This is a genomic window from Herbaspirillum rhizosphaerae (assembly GCF_046025915.1).
Classification (GTDB): domain Bacteria; phylum Pseudomonadota; class Gammaproteobacteria; order Burkholderiales; family Burkholderiaceae_D; genus Herbaspirillum; species Herbaspirillum rhizosphaerae_A.
In genome coordinates, this window is sequence record NZ_JAQQFR010000024.1 from 1 (window position 1) to 18,373 (window position 18,373).

Annotated in this window: 12 protein-coding genes and 1 pseudogene; 9 read left to right on the plus strand and 4 right to left on the minus strand. The window is 49.6% G+C overall.

The annotated features are described in order from the left end of the window. Nucleotides 1-100 precede the first annotated feature (100 nt). Together PQR63_RS23200 and PQR63_RS23205 are read left to right on the plus strand one after the other, a co-directional pair. On the plus strand, nt 101-1,852 hold the full coding sequence (locus PQR63_RS23200) for an ATP-dependent nuclease (RefSeq protein WP_408170605.1): 1,752 nt from the start codon (nt 101-103) through the stop codon (nt 1,850-1,852). Continuing rightward, nucleotides 1,852-3,609, plus strand: a complete 1,758-nt coding sequence (locus tag PQR63_RS23205) for a UvrD-helicase domain-containing protein (RefSeq protein WP_408170606.1) — start codon at nt 1,852-1,854, stop codon at nt 3,607-3,609. The genes PQR63_RS23200 and PQR63_RS23205 overlap by 1 nt, the downstream gene beginning before the upstream one ends. 168 nt (nt 3,610-3,777) lie before the next feature. On the opposite strand, the gene PQR63_RS23210 is transcribed toward PQR63_RS23205, so the two are convergent. From PQR63_RS23210 to PQR63_RS23220, 3 genes and pseudogenes are all read right to left on the minus strand, one after another. After that, nucleotides 3,778-5,919: a hypothetical protein gene (locus tag PQR63_RS23210; protein WP_408170608.1), complete on the minus strand. Its 2,142-nt coding sequence runs from the start codon at nt 5,917-5,919 to the stop codon at nt 3,778-3,780. Further along, nucleotides 5,910-6,137 (minus strand): annotated as a pseudogene (locus PQR63_RS23215) (HAD domain-containing protein); the annotation flags it as partial. The gene PQR63_RS23210 and the pseudogene PQR63_RS23215, both read right to left, overlap by 10 nt. Nucleotides 6,138-6,209: 72 nt before the next feature. Then, nucleotides 6,210-7,229 (minus strand): DNA-binding protein, encoded by a 1,020-nt coding sequence (locus PQR63_RS23220; protein ID WP_408170609.1) that lies wholly within the window; start codon nt 7,227-7,229, stop codon nt 6,210-6,212. 202 nt (nt 7,230-7,431) lie between these two features. Here PQR63_RS23220 and PQR63_RS23225 point away from each other — a divergent pair, with 202 nt between their 5' ends. The 3 genes from PQR63_RS23225 to PQR63_RS23235 all read left to right on the plus strand — a co-directional run bounded on the left by PQR63_RS23225 (nt 7,432) and on the right by PQR63_RS23235 (nt 10,247). Then, complete coding sequence (locus PQR63_RS23225; protein WP_408170611.1) at nt 7,432-8,412, plus strand: hypothetical protein; 981 nt, start codon at nt 7,432-7,434, stop codon at nt 8,410-8,412. Between the two features lie 2 nt (nt 8,413-8,414). Beyond that, nucleotides 8,415-9,365 (plus strand): site-specific integrase, encoded by a 951-nt coding sequence (locus PQR63_RS23230; RefSeq protein WP_408170612.1) that lies wholly within the window; start codon nt 8,415-8,417, stop codon nt 9,363-9,365. A gap of 384 nt (nt 9,366-9,749) precedes the next feature. Further along, nucleotides 9,750-10,247: a hypothetical protein gene (locus PQR63_RS23235; RefSeq protein WP_408170614.1), complete on the plus strand. Its 498-nt coding sequence runs from the start codon at nt 9,750-9,752 to the stop codon at nt 10,245-10,247. Nucleotides 10,248-10,786: 539 nt separating this feature from the next. Here the strand turns inward: PQR63_RS23235 and PQR63_RS23240 are convergent. Then, complete coding sequence (locus tag PQR63_RS23240) at nt 10,787-12,217, minus strand: phosphoribosyltransferase-like protein (RefSeq protein WP_408170616.1); 1,431 nt, start codon at nt 12,215-12,217, stop codon at nt 10,787-10,789. Between the two features lie 316 nt (nt 12,218-12,533). Between PQR63_RS23240 and PQR63_RS23245 the strand changes: the two genes are divergently transcribed. The 4 genes from PQR63_RS23245 (at nt 12,534) to PQR63_RS23260 (ending at nt 17,840) form a co-directional block, all read left to right on the plus strand. Next, a complete protein-coding gene (locus PQR63_RS23245; protein ID WP_408170618.1) occupies nt 12,534-13,274 on the plus strand; it encodes a phosphoribosylanthranilate isomerase in 741 nt (246 codons plus the stop codon). Continuing rightward, complete coding sequence (locus PQR63_RS23250) at nt 13,264-14,985, plus strand: phosphoribosyltransferase-like protein (RefSeq protein ID WP_408170619.1); 1,722 nt, start codon at nt 13,264-13,266, stop codon at nt 14,983-14,985. Before PQR63_RS23245 ends, PQR63_RS23250 begins: the two co-directional genes overlap by 11 nt. Before the next feature lie 283 nt (nt 14,986-15,268). Then, a complete protein-coding gene (locus tag PQR63_RS23255; protein WP_408170621.1) occupies nt 15,269-16,462 on the plus strand; it encodes a phosphoribosyltransferase-like protein in 1,194 nt (397 codons plus the stop codon). Nucleotides 16,463-16,706: 244 nt separating this feature from the next. Next, the gene (locus tag PQR63_RS23260; protein ID WP_408170623.1) at nt 16,707-17,840 is read left to right on the plus strand and encodes a reverse transcriptase family protein; all 1,134 of its coding nucleotides are present in this window, start codon (nt 16,707-16,709) and stop codon (nt 17,838-17,840) included. Nucleotides 17,841-18,373 lie beyond the last annotated feature (533 nt).

The window sequence follows — 18,373 nt, forward strand, 5'->3', positions numbered from 1 at the left end:
TGTACGTCGATACAATACAATTAATTTTCCATCGGTAACACCTGTGTGGTCTGGCATTTAACAAAAAATCAAAGGTGTAGCTTAACAGGGGGCGTTAAACGTGTATCTGGCTCAACTCAATATATCGAATTTTAGGAAACTTCAAAAAGTAGTACTGAACTTCCGACCCGGTTTAAATATCATCGTTGGTGCGAACAACGTAGGCAAGACGGGAGTCGTCGATGCTCTTCGGGCGCTACTTGCTGGCCATGATGAGCCTTATCCACGTCTCAGCGTGGAAGACATTCACTGTCCGAAAGATGGGAAGGCGGCAGGCGATATTCTTTTTGAATATGTGTTCCGCGCGTTAGACGAAGATGATGAGGCTGATTTTTTGGCGGCACTAAAGCCAGATGGGGCAGGAAAATTAGAAGCACATATCAGTATTCGATATTCTGAGGCTGATAAAACCGGAAGGCTAAAAGCCAAGCGGTGGTGCGGTGATCACGAGGACGTAGGACTCACGACTGATATGATGGAGAATCTCCGCGGGGTCTACTTGCCGCCGCTAAGGGATGCATCCCAAAGCTTGAAACCTAGTCGCACGAGTCAGTTGTCACGGCTTTTTCAATTATTGGCAGACGATGCTGGTCGCGATGGGATCAATCAAGCTCTGAAGGCACTCGACATCGAGTTGAAAAAACACAAGCCCATCGTCAATACGCATACAGAAATTTCAAGTCGCTATGGCAGTATGCTGGGTCCGCAGTTGTCCCAAGCGATAGAAATGGGATTGAGTGGCACTGACTTCCAGCGACTAGCAGCCAGGCTTTCCTTGCTGGTTGATACTTTCGAGATAGAGCAAAATGGGCTGGGATTCAACAATCTAATCTTCATGGCGGTCGTGCTTAGTGAGCTGTCCAAGAACCCCGAAGCACGATATCGGGGACTGATCGTTGAGGAACCGGAAGCTCATTTGCATCCGCAGTTGCAAGCCATTCTGCTGAGTTACCTTGAAACGATAAAAGAGGTACAAGGCGAGAATCGCGTACAACTCTTCGTCACCAGCCACTCACCTAACTTTGCAAGTATTGCCGATCTTGAGAGCCTAACCTGTCTCGTTGATACCGGCGCAGGTGTCGAAACCTTCTTCCCACGAACAATTAAATTTGACAAGGGCAAGCGCGAAAAACTGGAGCGCTACCTTGATGTTACTCGGGCCGAGCTGTTCTTCGCACGAAGGTTGATATTCGTCGAAGGTGCTGCTGAGCTAATGATGGTAAGCATCTTGGCCGAAAAAGCCGGTTTCAAATTGCGTGAACATGGTGTGAGCCTGATCAGTGTCGACGGTTTGAATTTTGATTCATTCCTCCCCCTTTTTGGTGAGAATGCATTGAAGATTCCTGTGTCCGTGATCACCGATGCTGACCCTGCTGAGGAGGCCGAGGGGGACGATGAGCCCCCTGCGCTCTACCCGGTTGCGGGCGATTTTGTAACTGTTTCAGACAACACGGCCAAGATGAAGGCAAAGGCAGATACGCTGGTGAAGGTTTTTCATGGTGTGAAAACCTTTGAGTATGACTTTGCATTACATCCTGAAAATAGAACTGCAATGCTGATAGCTCTAAAGGAGCTTCACCCAAAGATCGGTGAGTCGGTGCAGGCCATGGTGAATGTCGCTCAGGGCGACGCAAATAAAGCTAAGGCATTGTTCTGCGGAATGTTCGAGCGTAAGCAAAACAATGTCCAAAAGGGGAAGTTCGGCCAAGCTCTAGCCCACGTTATTTCGGAAGGGGCAGTTTGTGTGGTGCCTAGCTACATCCGGCAGGCGATCGAGCATGCGTGCCAAGCCAACAAAGTGGAGGAAGAGTAATGGACTTCTCCGATGAACAGCTAGCCGTCATTAATGCCCCTCTTCACCCCATGGCAGTTGTCGCGTGTGCAGGAAGTGGAAAGACACAGACCGCCGTACGGCGCTTAGCAGAAATTCGTAAGCGGCTCGGAGAGCATCGTGGACGAGTTGCGCTTCTATCCTTTTCTAATGTTGCGGTGAATACGTTTCGTACGAACTATCAGGCGTTGGAGCGGGAGTTGCCTGTAGGATTTGGTCGCAATCGAGTTGAAATTGACACGCTAGATGGATTTATCACAAGTAATGTCTTGCGACCACACGGTCCCAGGACGATGAAATGTCCACGTACCCCTTTTCTAGTTTCAGGGAACGAGCCCTTTTTAAGAAACAAAGATTACAACTTTTGGGTACAAGCAACAGCCGCAGATGTATTTCCTGTTCAACCGCCTGATCTTGGCAAAGTCATCATTAATGTACGAGCGGGAATTGCTAGCTTTCACTTCCAGCAGCATCGTATGTTGCTACCTATAAATAATGGCATCAAGGCCGCAACAAACTTGGCGGCTACGGGAGCGTACACGCATAATCTAGGCCGCTACTGGGTCTACCGAGTTCTTGCGGAGCAGCCAAATGTGCTTAGGGCGCTGTCTCGCCGCTACCCACATATCTTGATAGATGAAGCTCAAGATATTGGGACATTGCACCAAGAAATTCTGGAGATGCTAATTAAGGCTGGTTCTCATGTGTCCCTCATTGGAGATCCGAATCAAAGCATTTACGACTTCGCTGGCGCCAATGGTCAATTTTTGGCCGAGTATGGTCATCGACTAGGAGTGACCCCCTATGGCCTGACTCGAAACTATCGTTCTGTGCCTCTGATTCTTTCTTTAGCGAACACGCTTGGTCAGCGTCGCGATGTCGCGAACCGGACAGCGCCATTGACGCCACATGGTGCATTCTTTGTCACGTACAAGAATGCTGAGCGTGATACGTTAATCGAGACATTTAATGCGGCGATTGCGGCTGCCAGCCTTGAAGTGGGTAAGTCTGCCGTACTGTGTCGAGGCCGTGATCTTGCCGACGAATTGGCCGGCCGAGATGCTGCTATCGGCCAAGGCGCCGTGAAGTTGTTGGCGCGAGCGGCTATTCACCGTGACAGGCAGCAAAATTATCTTGACGCTTTCAAGCTTGTCGCTTGGAGTATTGTTGGGCTCCTTGCTGATCCGCCCGAAGGTTTAGTGTCACGAATCACGCAACCATCTCAATATCCAGATATGGCGGCATTGCGCCGCGTCATATGGCGGTATACACGTAGCTCGGAAACAGGGTTACCCAGTGCGGAGCTACCAGCGAGTTCACAGTGGCACGAGCTATTGGTGGCGAGAACAAAGGCCTTGTTAACTGATTTAGACAAAAAATTCGAACTCAAATCAGCACCGAACCTAGGTAATAAACTCTCCAAAAAGGCCCTTCCGGCCAGTCCGCTGGTGAGCGGAGATGACTTGGTGGCTGACGGAAGACGCAAGCTTCGCATTGATACAGTGCATCAGGCTAAGGGCGAAAGCTTGGATGCAGTGCTGTACCTTGCGACGAAAGACCACGTGCTCTCTTTGATAGCGGGCGCGAACACTGAACTTGGACGGATCGGTTACGTCGCTGCCACCCGAGCAAAAAATCTCCTTTGGCTTGGCGTCCCGGCGAATTCTGCTGCGGAGCTCCGGCCTACGTTGCTCAAAATGGGCTTTGAAGAGATCGGTGCTCCATTAAAGAAAGGCTAGATTTGGTAAGGGGAAACCCTATTTTATTTTTAAGATGTGGCGCGAATCCTCGACGGTTACTTTGATATTCCCGCTGATAGGTTTTAAAAAGACGATACTGTTCCGATTGGCTGCTGCGTACTTTCCTGATAGCGAAATCATCGAAATAGCTTTTTCGGTTCTTTATATCTAATTCGGACCCGAGCGCTCCTCGCCTGCTACCGCTAATTCCGCAGCCGCTTTGGCTTTGATATTTTTCATCCACGAATATTCGCGATAGAAATCGAGGCTACCCGTAGTTGTGCCCCTGGTACTCCAAATGGCAGCCTTGAAAGCCTCCGCATCGCTTACGTCATCGAGCAAAATAAGTAGTTGGGGTAAGCTCAAAAACCAGCAGTTGTAAAACGGAAAATTTTGATCACCTCGCATAGATCTTAATTCGTTTTCTTGCTCTTTGAATTGATTGAGGAGCTCATTCAATTCGTCAAAATCATTTTGATATTTTGAGACGCTAACAGAATACTGAGCGCCAATATTACTCTCCAAAAATCCCATCAACACGTTGCGGTCTTGGAAGCTGCCATAGTCCGGCAAGCTGACGGCTATACGCTCAATTTTTCGACCAGCTAGGTTTAGTTGATACACTTGGTCGTTCCCGTGGACTAGGTTGAGGTGTCCTCGACGCCTTATTCGCAACTCATGCCAACCTGCTTGGACTTGTGCCTTCAGGGCACTTCGAGCCAAGTCAAGGATCACGAAGACATCTGACCCGGCCCTCGCCATTGGAGTTAAGGATTTCTTCTTGACTTCGATGAAGAAAATGACTTGTTCGGTTTCGACTACCAAGTCGCAGTCACCATCCTCGCCATAGACATGGTATTTCCCAGACGGCGTTTCAATTCCTTTGCTCGCGAACTTCTTCTTCAAACATTGCTCGACGCCCAACCCAAGTTTCGCGGAATAGAGCCGTGGGGAAGCGAACGAAGGCTTCATCGCATTGATCAATGCTTCCAGGAATGCCGGCGCGCACATGGATCGGTCAAGGAGCAGATAGCCACCTTTCCCATCATTGATAAGCGGGTATTTGAAAAAATCGTCAGCCAAGCTTCCTGGGCCGAATGCAATTGCATTTTGTGCATCCGTAGGTTTCGAAAATCGTTGATTGGGCCCTGATGCGGGATGACTGAGGACGCGTTCCATAACGTTTGCAATTCTGTCTGATGAAATATCCGGCAGCTCTCGGCCCAAGTCGTCCACCCCGATCCACAATGGGCCTCGAATATCGCGCGATCTGTCGAGGATGCGGGCAATGATCGCGAACACCTCGTTAATTGTCCAACTCCCGCTTTGCTCCGCTGTAAAGTCGATGCCATCGAAAATTCCTTTGGAGATGTCAATCACATCACTGGCGCGCATCTGCGGTATGCAAAACAATGCATCATGAACGGCAATTTCCCTCAGCATCTGGAAAAAAACGACAGCGTCGTGGCCGCCCCAAAAGAAAACGGGGCCATAGGTCTGCACATCCAAGACTGCGGCGTAGTCTGTCGCGAGTTGCACCAACTTGGTCCAATCCTCGGTGGAATTCCGCAAGGGCTTCTTACCATTAAAATGTTTAGCTGCCAATTGCAAAAGGTATCCGATTGGCGGGAGAGGTACACCCTCGCCAGAAGGAGAAGAGATTCTGCCAATGTGATAACGCTCCATCGCCGTATCATAGTGGTTTGGTGAAATTGCCTTGAAAATGCGCCGAGCCACGGATACGCCGCCCATGGAAGCGACACGACGCTCGATCTCGGCGACAACGCGCGCCTCCGACTCCGGTGTAAATCGGAGTTCGCCATCGATACGGTCTATTGCGACACCGGCGGCCAGGAATCGCTTTGCCGCTTTCGCAGGTTCAAAGGATTTTCGATAGCCTCGCTCCTGAATTTCGCCCCCCACTGGGAGATTGAACACATTGCGACTGTCGCACGCATAGCGAATGGCTGCCGGCCAATCGCCAACGATATCACTCGAGGGGGATGCTATGCGATTGGCGTCCCTTAGGCAGGTCAGGATCGAAAAATAAGGTTCGAGTGGTTCGCCTTCGATGACATGATGCTGAATCATTTCATCGAGCATGAGCTTGCACCGCTTCCAAACCGATTGATGCCCAGAGCTGAACGATTCGCCACATTTTTTATGTAGGGCGTCCGTAACCATACGTTTGGTCATTGCACTGGCTGGCTCGAGTCCAACATAGGTAAACATCGCGGCCAAATCATCTTGGCATACGGTGATTCCCGGTCCGCATTGATCCACCATTTGGCGGAAAATTTTCAAATCCATGGGGCTCCTGTGTCGGTCATTAGCAATCGAAGGACGCGGTGGCTCTTGCCGGCAGATGCCAATACTGGCGTTACGTCGACGATGTGATGTCGAAAATCCTTAGAAAATGTGAGGCGTAGATTTTCAAGCGAATGCTCCTCACGCCAAGCACTGGGAATCACGATATCGACCTCAGGATGGTCGCGCATGACTTGTTCGAATGCGGCACAAGCAAAAAGGTGCCCGTCGCTCTGCTCTGTGGATGAAGTGCCCCGTCAAAATCCAAGAACAAGATCATGTTGATTTCATCGTTATGTCGGCTTCGCTTCTCGATCAAGATAAAACCGCAGTTCGCTGGAGAGCGCTACATGTGTATCAAGTTTTGCCTGCAGCGTGGCCAGTTCCATTTGGCGCTGGTGTTGCTGTTCCGTAGCGACAGCGATTTGTTGTCTCAGGTTGGCGACTTGCGCTTGTACTTCTCCTAGTTTGGCATCTTTCTCATCAATTTGTGCTTCCAGTAACTCATTGCGCTGTTCTACGGCATGTAGCTGTTCAAGCTTCTGTTCTGCGTGCCTCCCGCGTGTTTGCTGCTCATAGAGAGCTTGTTGCACATGGGAGAGCTCCGATACTAGACGCACGCCCTCTTGATTGAGTCGGGTGACTTCTTCTTGTTTGAGGATCAGACTTTGTTGCAACTGACGCATTTCTGCCTGCAGGACTTGGACTTGTTGTTCGTGACGCCGTATATCTTGGTCTCGTTGTTCCTTGGTTGATGCTCGGTAGTGTTCCAGGGATTCTCTGGCATGTTTGTGCTTTTCTTCCAAGGATTGCCGATGCCGTTCATTTTCTTCCAAGCGCTCTTTTAGAGCATTCACTTGTAGATCAAGGCCTTGGCGAGCGACCGACGCTTGCAGCAACAGGGCCTCGGTTTCTTTGTGAACGGCCTTCTCGGATGCCAGGGCTGTTTGCACCTGTTGCAGACCCGCTTCCAGCGTCGCATTTTCCTGGCGCAGTCCAAGGATGATGGCAGCTTGCTGGCGCCCCATCTCGCTGGCCTCACTACGGATAGCACTGATCTTGCCATCCGCCTCTTCCTGCAATTGCGCCGCCAACCGTGCAACGAGGTCTTGCAGTGCATCGCTCAATGGCGCCTTGGGGCTTTGACCGCCATCCTCCTCTTCCAGCTCCTTGAGATATTTGTGGATAGTAGTCTTCGAGCCGGTATTCCCGAGTTCAATGCGCACGGCGTCGACTGACGGATGCTTACCTTGCCCTACCAGGGCGTCACGGGCTTTCTTGACTTCCGATTTATAGAGACCAGTGCGGGCCATTAGAGCTCCAATGAATTTGATAATGTATTACATAGCATGTAATTACATAATAAATATATGTGTGTTTAAGGTCAAATTTGAATGAATTTTTACTTTTGATAATGTATTCTTATCGCATGTTGGAGGCGAAAAATACCTCGGTTAATACGTTCGAACTGCAATGTCCTACAGATAGGCTATTAAGTTTTCTACGGAAGTTGGTATGAGTAAAGAAAGAAGAGATCTTCTGAAGGCATTGCGTGCAGCTTCCCCCATCGCAGAACAGCTGCGTCGGACGAACGAGTTGGTCGCAAGGATTCCGAAATTGGATTTGCCGGCTATGTCGGCAGTGGATTTGAATCTTGCGCCGGTGATCAAAATGGCCAACGAAATGAGGGGGCGCCTTGATCTCCAATTCCCAGTTATAGGCAACGCGCTAAAAGAAATACAGAAGAGCTGGCAAATGCCATTGGCCATCAATGCGTTTTCTGCCTCGCTTGGTTTCAACGAGGCCTTGTTCAAGCTGCCGAAATGGGATTTTCCCAAGATTGATTTTGATGCATTGCATGAGCGCGACGAACGCGCGCTACGCTTCGCCTCCCTAAATAACTGGTTTATTCAACCGGAAGCCCCATACAGCTTTGCAAGGGATATCGACGAATGCGGAGAAGATGTCGCCAAGCTCGATCAGTTCTTCATACAAATGATCAGTTCGTTAAAGACGGAAATTCTTGAGCGGCTGAAGAAAGACCATCCCGAGCACTCGCCATTGATTGCCGAGTCTTTCCGGCTTCACGACGAAGGACGCTATCTCGGTGCAATACCGTTAGCGATGATTTCCGCGGAAGGTATTGCATATAGTGTGAGCGAGAAATCGATCTTCAATAGCAGCAAGAATCGCCCTGAAATTGCTAGTTGGCTGGATAAGCAGCCAGATTTATCAAAGCTAGCAAAAGCGTTTCTGGCCTCTTTGAGCGAACAACACCCGATGAGTAAGCCCCGGCCTGGAAAATTGAATCGCCATCGTGTTTTGCATGGGAAAGACACTGCCTATGATTCTGAGCTGTTCTCCTTGCAAGCCATTTCATTGCTAGGCTTTGTCGGCTGGGCATTTGCTGCTGAAGGCCTCGTCAGTGATAAGCGTTATTTGAACAAGGGAGAAGATGAGACCGTCCATTCATTAAATCTGCCTGAAAGCTCTTAGCAATGCCGACGCTCGATCAATATATCCATGCGGCCACACGCGATAATACGCGCCAGAGCTACCAATCAGCGGTGCGGCATTTCGAGGTCGAATGGGGTGGATTTTTACCAGCTACGGCCGATAGCATTTCACGGTATCTGGCCAGCTATGCAGAGACTCTGGCAATTAATACGCTACGCCAACGACTCGCTGCCCTGGCACAGTGGCATATCGATCAAGGCTTTCCTGATCCGACGAAGTCCCCTATTGTGCGCAAGGTCTTTCGTGGCATCCAGCAACTACATTCTGCACCAGAGAGACGAGCCAAGCCTCTGCAACTGGATCAGCTGGAACAGGTGACCACCTGGCTTGATGCCGCCCTCGCCGGCACCGTCGATGATCCGATTGCACAATTGCGCTGTACACGGGATAAGGCACTTGTGTTACTTGGTTTTTGGCGGGGATTTCGAGGCGATGAGTTGGCCAGGTTGGAGGTGCAATATGTTACAGCCTTGCCCAATGAAGGTATGACGTGTTATTTCCCGCAGACAAAAGGTGATCGCCAGTTCAAAGGCCGCACATTCAAAGCGCCGGCCTTGTCTCGCCTTTGCCCGGTCACGGCCTATCAAAAATGGATCGCTTTAAGCGGCTTAGAGAGCGGTCCGGTCTTTCGATCAATAAACCGCTGGGGTAAGCTCAGTGAAGATGGCTTGAATCCTGCAAGTATAATTCCACTACTGCGTTCGCTCTTTGACCGAGCAGGGATTCTCGACGCTCATCAATATAGTGCTCATTCGCTTCGTCGAGGATTCGCCAACTGGGCGACCTCGAACGGCTGGGACCTTAAAACGCTAATGGAATATGTAGGCTGGAAAAATATACAATCGGCTATGCGCTACGTCGATAGCGCAGATCCATTTGGCAAGACCCGTATTGAGCGCACTCTATCGCAAGCTGGACTATTAAGCTCCTGAAAATAAATGACTGCCACACTCTGTTGATCTGCGTACTGGGAACTTACATTACATATTCAGTCGGCGAGAGCACTGAGACACATTCACACTGGTCAGGAGCCGACAATTCAAGTACTTCGATCTCGATGAGCAATGTGGTGCAGTTGCCAAGCGACGGCAAACAGTTACTGAATGTCTTGCCTCGACATCAGCCTCATACGAAAATACGGCCAACGAATCCATTAACTTAACTAGCCACTCCGGTGACGTATTTGTTGGTACATGTGGACGAGTTACCACGCAACTAGGATAGGGCGAGAAAAGTAAAAGAGAATATATGCACTTTGACTTCACTACAAAGGCGACGCTTGATCACCTCTAGGTTTTTATTACCTAGGAGTCGTCATGCATATCATTCATCAACACCAAACTTCCGTTACTCTCTTTGAGCGAAACGGAAACTTTGTCGTCTTTCGCTCCATGAAAGAAGTACTCAAGAAATTGGGTTACCCATGGATCAACTCTAATGTCGGGCCTCACTTTCGCATCTTTACCGGTATAGCCTACAAAGACTATCAATACATCTTGCGCAATGATCTCGGCGAGACTGTTACCGCCGAGTCATTTATCGCCTTGCACGTTAAATCTGTACAGAAATATCGGACACACCGATTTGAGCATGGGCCAGTACCAGGCACTGGAAATGGTAAGCCATCTCGCTACTTCAGAAACATTCGTTATATCAATGCAAGACGTGCTGCGCAGTACTTCGCCAACGACGGTGAAATTACTCCCAGAGCTGCTCGTACTATTAACCTTTTGCCAGATGCTTGGGATGATCTGAAAATCTCCTCTCGGCGTTTTCGTAGTTGGAAGCAGTTTCGCAAAACACAATGGCGCTGACGGCCAGAATTAGTCAAAGTGACTAATTTAGCGCCAAATAAAATCTCTATCCGAGTCGCTCTGTAGTCGTGAGGATGTCAGCTACCATAGCAGACGTATCTCTGCATTCGGGAAGCGAAGCATCCTTTTAATTACGTGGTGCCCCACTTACCTGCGAAGCGAGTGGCGGGGCGCCACCTCTGCTTAAACGCTTGCATTTTTGAGACAACTTCAGAGAATGGCGGATCGTTCTTGTCTGCTACCGCCACCCCAAATCCGAAGGTGGCAGGAACGTCCCCTTGGTTCAACGGTTGCGTGGCTTTCATCGCACGTATGTCTATTTACATTCCTAGCTGGCGTTCAGATTGAGAGGAAACTGTGACACAAACTTAAGCTGGCACAGGAAGCATTCATCAACGGAGCATCGCTTAAGTCGGCGTGTTCGGAGTACGGGATCCCCTCAAACGAATTAGAATCCTGGCTGCGTGATTTGGGAATTCCAGGCTCATTTTGTTCGCAACGTATGCCACATCGTTCGAGGGTACCGCTACGCCAACCGTTCATAACACGCTTGAGGCATTCGCGATTTCCGCGAATTTCTTGTTCAGCTGAGTCCGCAAATGCTCGACCTTGCCGCGGTCCGAATAGGCCGCGAAGAAGTCGCGCAAAGCGCCCGGCGCCATGCGCCGAGTTACGTTCACCAGTAAATCTCGAATACGGAGAAAATGGTTTTTCGGATCCTCGCCTTCGGGAATTCGTGCATATCTGCCCCAGCGTTCATCCTGCCGGAGTGCGTTAATATCAAGAAAATCCTCCGGCTGCGCGACGTCAATCTGAGGATGCCCCTCTAGTCTCATCTTCAGTCTCTCGACGTGACCTCTCGGGGCGCTATCGTCGTCTTCGAGAATGAACAGGTAGTTTTTCGACAGCCGCGCTATGTTCTCGAACAGGCTCTTGCTGCCAAACCCACCAAGGGAAACGATGCTAATTTTTTCGAAATATGGAGACTCAATGGCGGACACGATGTAGTCGAAGAACGCCTCGTCGATCCTGCCCTCCACGAAGACCAGCAGCTCGTTATTTTTTTGCGGCGGCGGTGTGCTTCCCTTTTTTCGCTTGTTCAACGAGGAGTCGATCTGTTTGTAATATGAGCTGATCCCGTCGATCTTCACACTGCGTTTGAACAACGGAATCCAAGAATTCCTACTGCTCCAGATGAGAGGCAACGAAATATTCGGCGTGTTGTAATAAAAACTGATGAAGGCCCCGATTCCTCCGTACCCGAGCGGCCAATCGCTGGTGACAGCGCCATAATACTCCAGACGCGCCTGCATCTTTTTGCGGTTCTCGTGCGACACACCCTCGTAGAACATGGAATCCAGGTTCTGCGCCGTATCCAGGTCGCTGTATTCGAAGGCGCTGAACACGTGCGCCTTGGTATCCTTCAAGATTTTCTTGATGCCTACGCCCATTCCCACGGCAGTCAGCATGAAAATATTCTTAACGCCAAATGGCGTGATTTTTTCCGTCAGCTTCTTTATCTCTTCGGTCGCCTGATCTCCGGTTCCGATCACATCGTCGATCAGCACGATATTGTCGATACGTCCTTGTTCCAGATATTTTAACGACTCGTCCGTCAAGAAATTTTCTTCGGGGATCTCATTGATTACCCTGAAGTTGTAACCCATCATCGCCCCGCTCTTTCCGCCGTCGCCGATGCCGGCAAACAGCGTGTTGGAGCTGCTGATGGGCGAGTTCCGGTCGATGGCTGCACGCTCGAGCTTGCTATAGGCGATCGACAGAGAGGTATTCAAATCGTCGAACCCGATCACATTCAAGTTCTTGACGATGCGTACCGCGAGATCGATATCTTCGTTATCGAACTGCATCAACCACTTCAGCACATCGTCGAAGCTTTTATCGACTGGCCACGATGCCACGACTGCTTCGAGTTCCTCGATATACCTGTTATGGGAAATAGGATATTTCATGAAGAAAGTTGATCGGTTTTAGACCTCAACATTATCCCACATTCCCCAATAACGAGGCCCTATGGGCATTCGAACGCCAACTATTGCAAAGTGCTCCCAATTAACGTAGAGTCCCCCGGCATAATCGCGGGCCGCCGGCAGTTTTGGCGGTTCCGACAAGGCCTATAGTGCAGGACACATCGTCGAGATCGAAATCATCGGAGTTAATACCGTGGATCGTAAAAAAACTGCGTATGACAAGTGATGACTGGTGTTTTTTCATATCGTCGGTAAAGCTCGACAACGGCGCCTTTTTCGATCAACCTCAGCATGCCTCGTGATTTCATCCTATATGTTTTCTCCATCTACCGCCTCACCCGACAAGGGATTCGTTAAGATCTGCGGCGTGTCCAGCATCAAGGACGCCCAACTTTGCGCACGATACGGGGCCGATGCCATCGGTATGCTTTTGACCAAGCCGGGGCAGTGCAGAGAGCCGGGATCGGACCGCCTGGCCCCAGACGAGGCTGCCCGCCTTGTTGCCGCATTGCGGGGCGGCCTGGATACCGTACTACTTGTCCATGCGTCTGACCCGGGCGAGATCGTCGCACTGGCCCGGCACATTAAGCCTAGTGCCTTGCAAGTGCAATCGAGTGTGCCTCCCTACGACCTGCTGGAGGTGAAGAAACAGTGCCCTGAGATAAGCATCATTAAAACCTTTTCCGTGCACCCGGGCGTCGACATTGACGAGCTCGAAGCAGAAATTCAACGCTATGTCGACAATGGCGCAATCGATGCTGTGCTGCTTGATAGCGAACGCGGCGGCAGTGGCGTGGTGCACGATTGGGAGACGTCTAAAGAAATTGTCGCGCGATTCGCCAGCGTCCCCGTCCTGTTGGCGGGTGGACTGAATAAGGACAACGTCGCACAGGCACGGCAACGCGTTGGCCCTTATGGTGTGGATGTCATGACAGGTGTGAACTCACCCGGTAGGCGCGACCGAAAAGACGAATCTCGGCTACGCGAATTTTTCAAGGCTTGGAACGAAGCGGTAAAGGTGCAGACCAATGAACGATGAATGGCAATTTACAACGCCTTTCCTGCGCGGATTAGCCCCGCACACGCGTGGCGAATTGCGCAACCGGCGCGAGTTATGGAATATCGCTGTCGATGACTTTTATCCAAGGATAGAAGCTTGGTTTGGCAACTTCGAGGCGGGCGACCAGCTGCTCGCACTCAAGCTGCTGTTGAAATTGCAGTACTACAGCGAAAAAGATTTAGAGCGCTACATCAGCCATTCTCTGCTGCCAATCCAGCAATATCTTTTCAAGAGCGGAGGTACCCTCGAGGACCTGCGCTTGGTATTGCCTCCCAACTTGGGCGACAGTGCTGATCGACACGCATATGAAATCCTCAAGTCGTGGATGCTGAACCAAAACCAAATTGTCCGGGTTGACCAACTTGCGAACGTGGACCGAGGCTGCGTTCTAGTGTTCTTCAATGATACCCACGGCACTGGTAACCAGTTCCTGCGAGAAGTCTTTTCGCAAGTCAGGAAAGAGGATTTCAAGGCGATATTCGTCGTCGCTGTCACGATTGCCGAGCGGGCACTGTTGAGGTTCCAGCGCGAACTCGAAGGCGTGAAAGTATTGCCGGACGTGCCCGCTCCCAGCATCTTCGACGAGTTTACGGCGCGCGAGGTGAATCGCTTGCGTGAACTCGGTTCCCAGGTGTATCCCAAGCATCCTTTCGGTTACGGCAATGCGGGTCTCTTGGTGGCGTACCATTTTCAGTGCCCGAACAACACACTGCCGCTCATCTGGGCTTCCCACGAAGGCGGGAATAATATCGTAGGGGGGAAGCCCTACCCATGGAGACCCTTGTTCGCCTACAGGCCCAAGGCAAAAGTCGAACAGCCACAAGCAACCGAACCTGCATCGCAAGCAACTCCTGATACATCGATCCTGAAAGACGGTAACGATTGGTCCGACGTTCAACTCAAGGCTGTCGTCGATCATATTGCCGGGTGGGGACTGGCCACGCCGGCGTTCTACCAAACCGTGTGCGCTTGGTTCGGCAACTTCAGGCCTGAAGAGCGTGCGGCGGCCCTTAAAATCTTCCTCACGACTTCCTATCTGGACATCGGCGAGGTTCGTACGCTGATTCGCGACTTCCGAACCGAATTGATGGCCGAACTGGGACGTGTCGGCGGCGACCTAGGCGACGTGATTCTGGTGACCACTGGTGATGAAAAAAATTCGGTCTATCACTACATGTATGAGTTTATCCGTGAATGGCACCTGAGCATCGACCAGGTGTGCAGCTTAGAGCGACTGAGCCCCGACCAGGTCATCGACAAGACTTTGGTCTTTTTCTACCATACGAGGGCAAGCGGACAGCATTTCGAAACATATCATGCCAAGCGCTTGTCAGAACTGCGTCCGCGCGCGAATGTGTTCGCCGCCTATGCCATGTCTTGCGCTGCGCAGGCCCGATTCCGGGAATTGCGGACTGGTGCACCGAATCGGGTGCTGTATTCGGAAAACGTGTCGCGAACCGTGAGCAATCTGGGGGCAGATACTTGCGAGACGATCTCCCGCATCGAAAGGCAATTGCGCCCCAATGCTCCCGTCATGAATCCTGAGCAGACCTTCCTCAGCGCTTACTACTTCCAGTGTCCGATTGATACGAGCTCGCTTCTGTGGTGCTCCCAAGATGCGAGCGAGAAACAGCGCGCTTGGGCGCCATTGTTCCACCGTATCTCCATGCCGTCCAACACCATCGGATAGGGTCTACCTAGCTCAACGAATCCAGACCAGAGGGGCTGACGGCGATAAGCATAATTGAGCTTGAATCGCCACGGCCATTGTAGACACTCCTTAGCCTCAATTCGGCAGTCGTGCGATAGACCAAACTTCAGGCTCGTATCGTCGATTTGGAAGGTATCATCAGCCGCAAATAGAAGCATGCGTAGGCATTAGCCACATCGGCAGTAACGCTACATGGTAGTGGGTTTCGTAAAACGACTATGATGAACGTTATAAATTCACCCTAAAAATTTCGTGAGAACTTATGGTGCAACTGATTGATATTCCACCGGCTAAGGACTGGCTATCTCAGTTTGAAATTCCGGATATTTACATGGCAGAGCATATGCTTCGCCGCATGCGGTATATTGCATTTGAGGAGTTTGAAAAATGGCTCCACACATCAGTTCATTCGGTGCTTGAAGAAATCGAAAAGCAAGATGGAAAAAGTTCTGTCGCAATATTTCCCGTGAGTAAGCCGTTTATTCATAAATTCAATAAAGATAAAGAAGCAAAATTACCTAATGATAGTTCCGGGCGTATAGCCCACTCACTTAAAAATATTGAACGTGATTTACCCAAGCATGTTGAACTCGCTCCACGATTGGATTCGATGCGAGAACAAAAGGTTAAAAACATTATTTTTGTTGATGATTTTGTTGGAACTGGCGATCGGTTTATAAAATCCTGGCAAGCCACTGTTTCAGGGACAATTAAATCTTGGTGCTCATTTGGCTGGTGTAAAGTTTGGTTTTTAACCTTTGCAGCACACCAAGCTGGAATTAAAAAAATATTAAAAACTATTCATCCCTTAGAGTTATCTCGAATAAAGGTTAATTTAACCATTAATAAGTCTTTCATGTTGAAGAACTCTGGCATGGAAAACGTATTAAAAAAATATGGAAGCAATCTGGGCCCAGCAAATCAAGTTATGGGATATGGAGGGTTAGCAAGCCCGATAGTTTTCCAATATGGCTGTCCTAATAATGTTCCTTTAATTTTCTGGCTAGGCTCTACCGGAACTATTCGGACAAAGTGGATGCCACTATTTTCAAATCGCAGCATATCTTCCGAGTTGTACCCACTGTTTAGCGAAGACTTGGCTAAAAGCGCAATGCCTGAGGAACTTTGGACAAGTGGTCACTATCAGTTGGCGCTAAATTTTATGGAGGCCGTTTCAGGGTATGGGCAAGAGCAGCACCAGCTTCTATTCATACTGACTTGGTTGTCAAAAAAACGGAGTATCGACGAGATCAAGGACCTTCTTATTCTTCCTGCTAATGATTTTGACTCATTGCTAAAGCAGTTGAAGGACGGCGGTGTAATTGATGAAAACGCAGCACTGACTCGATTTGCCTACGACATCGTCGCTCGGTTAGAGAAAAAGAGGAAAATGAATGTTACAATAAAGAAAGAAAAATTCTATTTTCCATCTAGTTTTTCGGGGTTCCGTCGTTGAAGCTTAGTCGTAGTTGATGCGCACTAGCCGTGTCGACTTCCGTTGATGACTCCTAGATTCGGTACATCGGTACATCGGTCCACGGGGTTATCATTGAGCACGGATTTCCGTCGCTCACTGTAGGTGCCGTCGCTTGAGTGGGTACTGATGTGCGCTTTTGCGCTCGTTCTCTGCTCCTTCGGGCGTCGAAGCCTTTGCGCAAAAACGCACATCAGGACCTCACTTGCGTGAGGTGAAGTAAGTTATGCAATGGAACCCCAATCTTTTTCGCAAGGAAGGTAATGTAAGAGGATATGATTCTTCTTACCTAAATGCTTTAGTGTCTCAAGGTCAAAAAACAACGGCGCACGGCTTGCCGGTTGTCTTTTCGTTAGCTCACTTAGCAAACCTTTCTCATACGCTCTACGCAGATCTACATGGGTTTGTAAGTCGAGCAGGTATCGAACACTCGGACTTCCCCTACAAAAACTTCCCCATTGCAAAGCGTACGGGTGGTAAAAGATGGATCTCCATTCCTGTCCCTCAGCTGATGGCTGTCCAGCAATGGATTAATCAAAATATTCTTAATAAGATCGTCCCGCATTCCGCAGCTTTTGCATATGTTCCGAAACGAAAGCTCATTGAGCACGCTAAACTTCATTGCGGAGCAGACTGGATCGTTAAGATTGATATTAAAGATTTTTTTAGCAATATTTCAGAAAAACAGGTATTTAGGGCATTCCTTGGTTTGGGGTACCCTGAATTGCTATGTTTTGAAATGGCTCGGATATGCACTAGAGTTACTCCAATGCGAAAGGGGGCTCGATGGCAAAATTCTATCAACGTGCATTCGATTTCGAGCTATGACTCGAAATTTATAGGTAGTTTGCCCCAGGGAGCTCCGACGAGTCCCGCCCTTTCCAATTTAGTGTGCATGAAAATGGACGAAGACTTAGCCCAGTTAGCTATGTCCAACTCTGCGACATATAGCCGCTACGCTGATGATTTATGTTTCTCTTTTGTGAGCGGAAGTCGTCAAACTGCAGTTAACTTAAAACGCGAAGTAACTCAGATACTGAGAAAGCACAGTTTTTCAGATAACGGGAAGAAAACTAGAATCATCCCCCCTGGTGGGCGAAAGACGCTGACCGGACTTAATATTAATTCTGATAAACCTAGCATACCTAAAGAGGTTCGTGATTCGGTTAGAATGCATCTTTATTATTCGACAAAGAATGGTATAGCTGAACATTGTAAAGAACGGGGGTTTTATTCCATTATAGGATTTAAGAATCATCTATTTGGACTAATTTCTTATATTTCATCTGTAGATAAAAATAAAGGCGAAAAATTTCGCCATCAGTTTAACGCTTTACCTTGGGTTGACTTTAAAACTTAATCAGCTGCACATGCGTCAGCGGTTTGCCAATCCCATTCGCTCGGTGGGCGGCAGACACCAGCTACGTGTAGCGTCGCAGATCGGAATCAAAGCTCAGCCGTTTTGCGCGCCTCGATTAGACGCCCATCCGCGATGCACCAAACCACTGCGGAATGTTTCCGTTAGCAGGACTGGATCCGCGAAACTATCCGCTGCGATGGCACAAACCGCGCCTTCGAGTTCGGCCATACACGTTCCAATTTCCTAGATTCCGCCTTTGGTACTGCCTACGTTATCCTGATGCCCAAGTGCCAGACATGCATTGAGCGGGAGCACCCATTGGAATTTGGCGTGCGCGATCTATGATTTTGTGCGTTGTTAGCTGTCATTCTGTGATTCACGATCGTACGTAGCTTTCGACGCCATTACCTCCCTCAATTGGGGAAACCGGTTCGCCTGCTTGGCAACGTTTGTTCCCTAGTTGATGCTATAGCAGGAATTAAGAAATGCGACAGGTCGTGATAAAAGCCTGACCGAGAACTGTAGGTAAGATC

What these genes read in the sequence shown, in the direction of transcription:
- PQR63_RS23260 (WP_408170623.1), top strand. Translation starts at nt 16,707, where the DNA reads ATGCAATGGAACCCCAATCTTTTTCGCAAGGAAGGTAATGTAAGAGGA.
- PQR63_RS23250 (WP_408170619.1), top strand. Translation starts at nt 13,264, where the DNA reads ATGAACGATGAATGGCAATTTACAACGCCTTTCCTGCGCGGATTAGCC.
- PQR63_RS23210 (WP_408170608.1), bottom strand. Translation starts at nt 5,919, where the DNA reads ATGGATTTGAAAATTTTCCGCCAAATGGTGGATCAATGCGGACCGGGA.
- PQR63_RS23220 (WP_408170609.1), bottom strand. Translation starts at nt 7,229, where the DNA reads ATGGCCCGCACTGGTCTCTATAAATCGGAAGTCAAGAAAGCCCGTGAC.
- PQR63_RS23240 (WP_408170616.1), bottom strand. Translation starts at nt 12,217, where the DNA reads ATGAAATATCCTATTTCCCATAACAGGTATATCGAGGAACTCGAAGCA.
- PQR63_RS23225 (WP_408170611.1), top strand. Translation starts at nt 7,432, where the DNA reads ATGAGTAAAGAAAGAAGAGATCTTCTGAAGGCATTGCGTGCAGCTTCC.
- PQR63_RS23235 (WP_408170614.1), top strand. Translation starts at nt 9,750, where the DNA reads ATGCATATCATTCATCAACACCAAACTTCCGTTACTCTCTTTGAGCGA.
- PQR63_RS23205 (WP_408170606.1), top strand. Translation starts at nt 1,852, where the DNA reads ATGGACTTCTCCGATGAACAGCTAGCCGTCATTAATGCCCCTCTTCAC.
- PQR63_RS23230 (WP_408170612.1), top strand. Translation starts at nt 8,415, where the DNA reads ATGCCGACGCTCGATCAATATATCCATGCGGCCACACGCGATAATACG.
- PQR63_RS23255 (WP_408170621.1), top strand. Translation starts at nt 15,269, where the DNA reads ATGGTGCAACTGATTGATATTCCACCGGCTAAGGACTGGCTATCTCAG.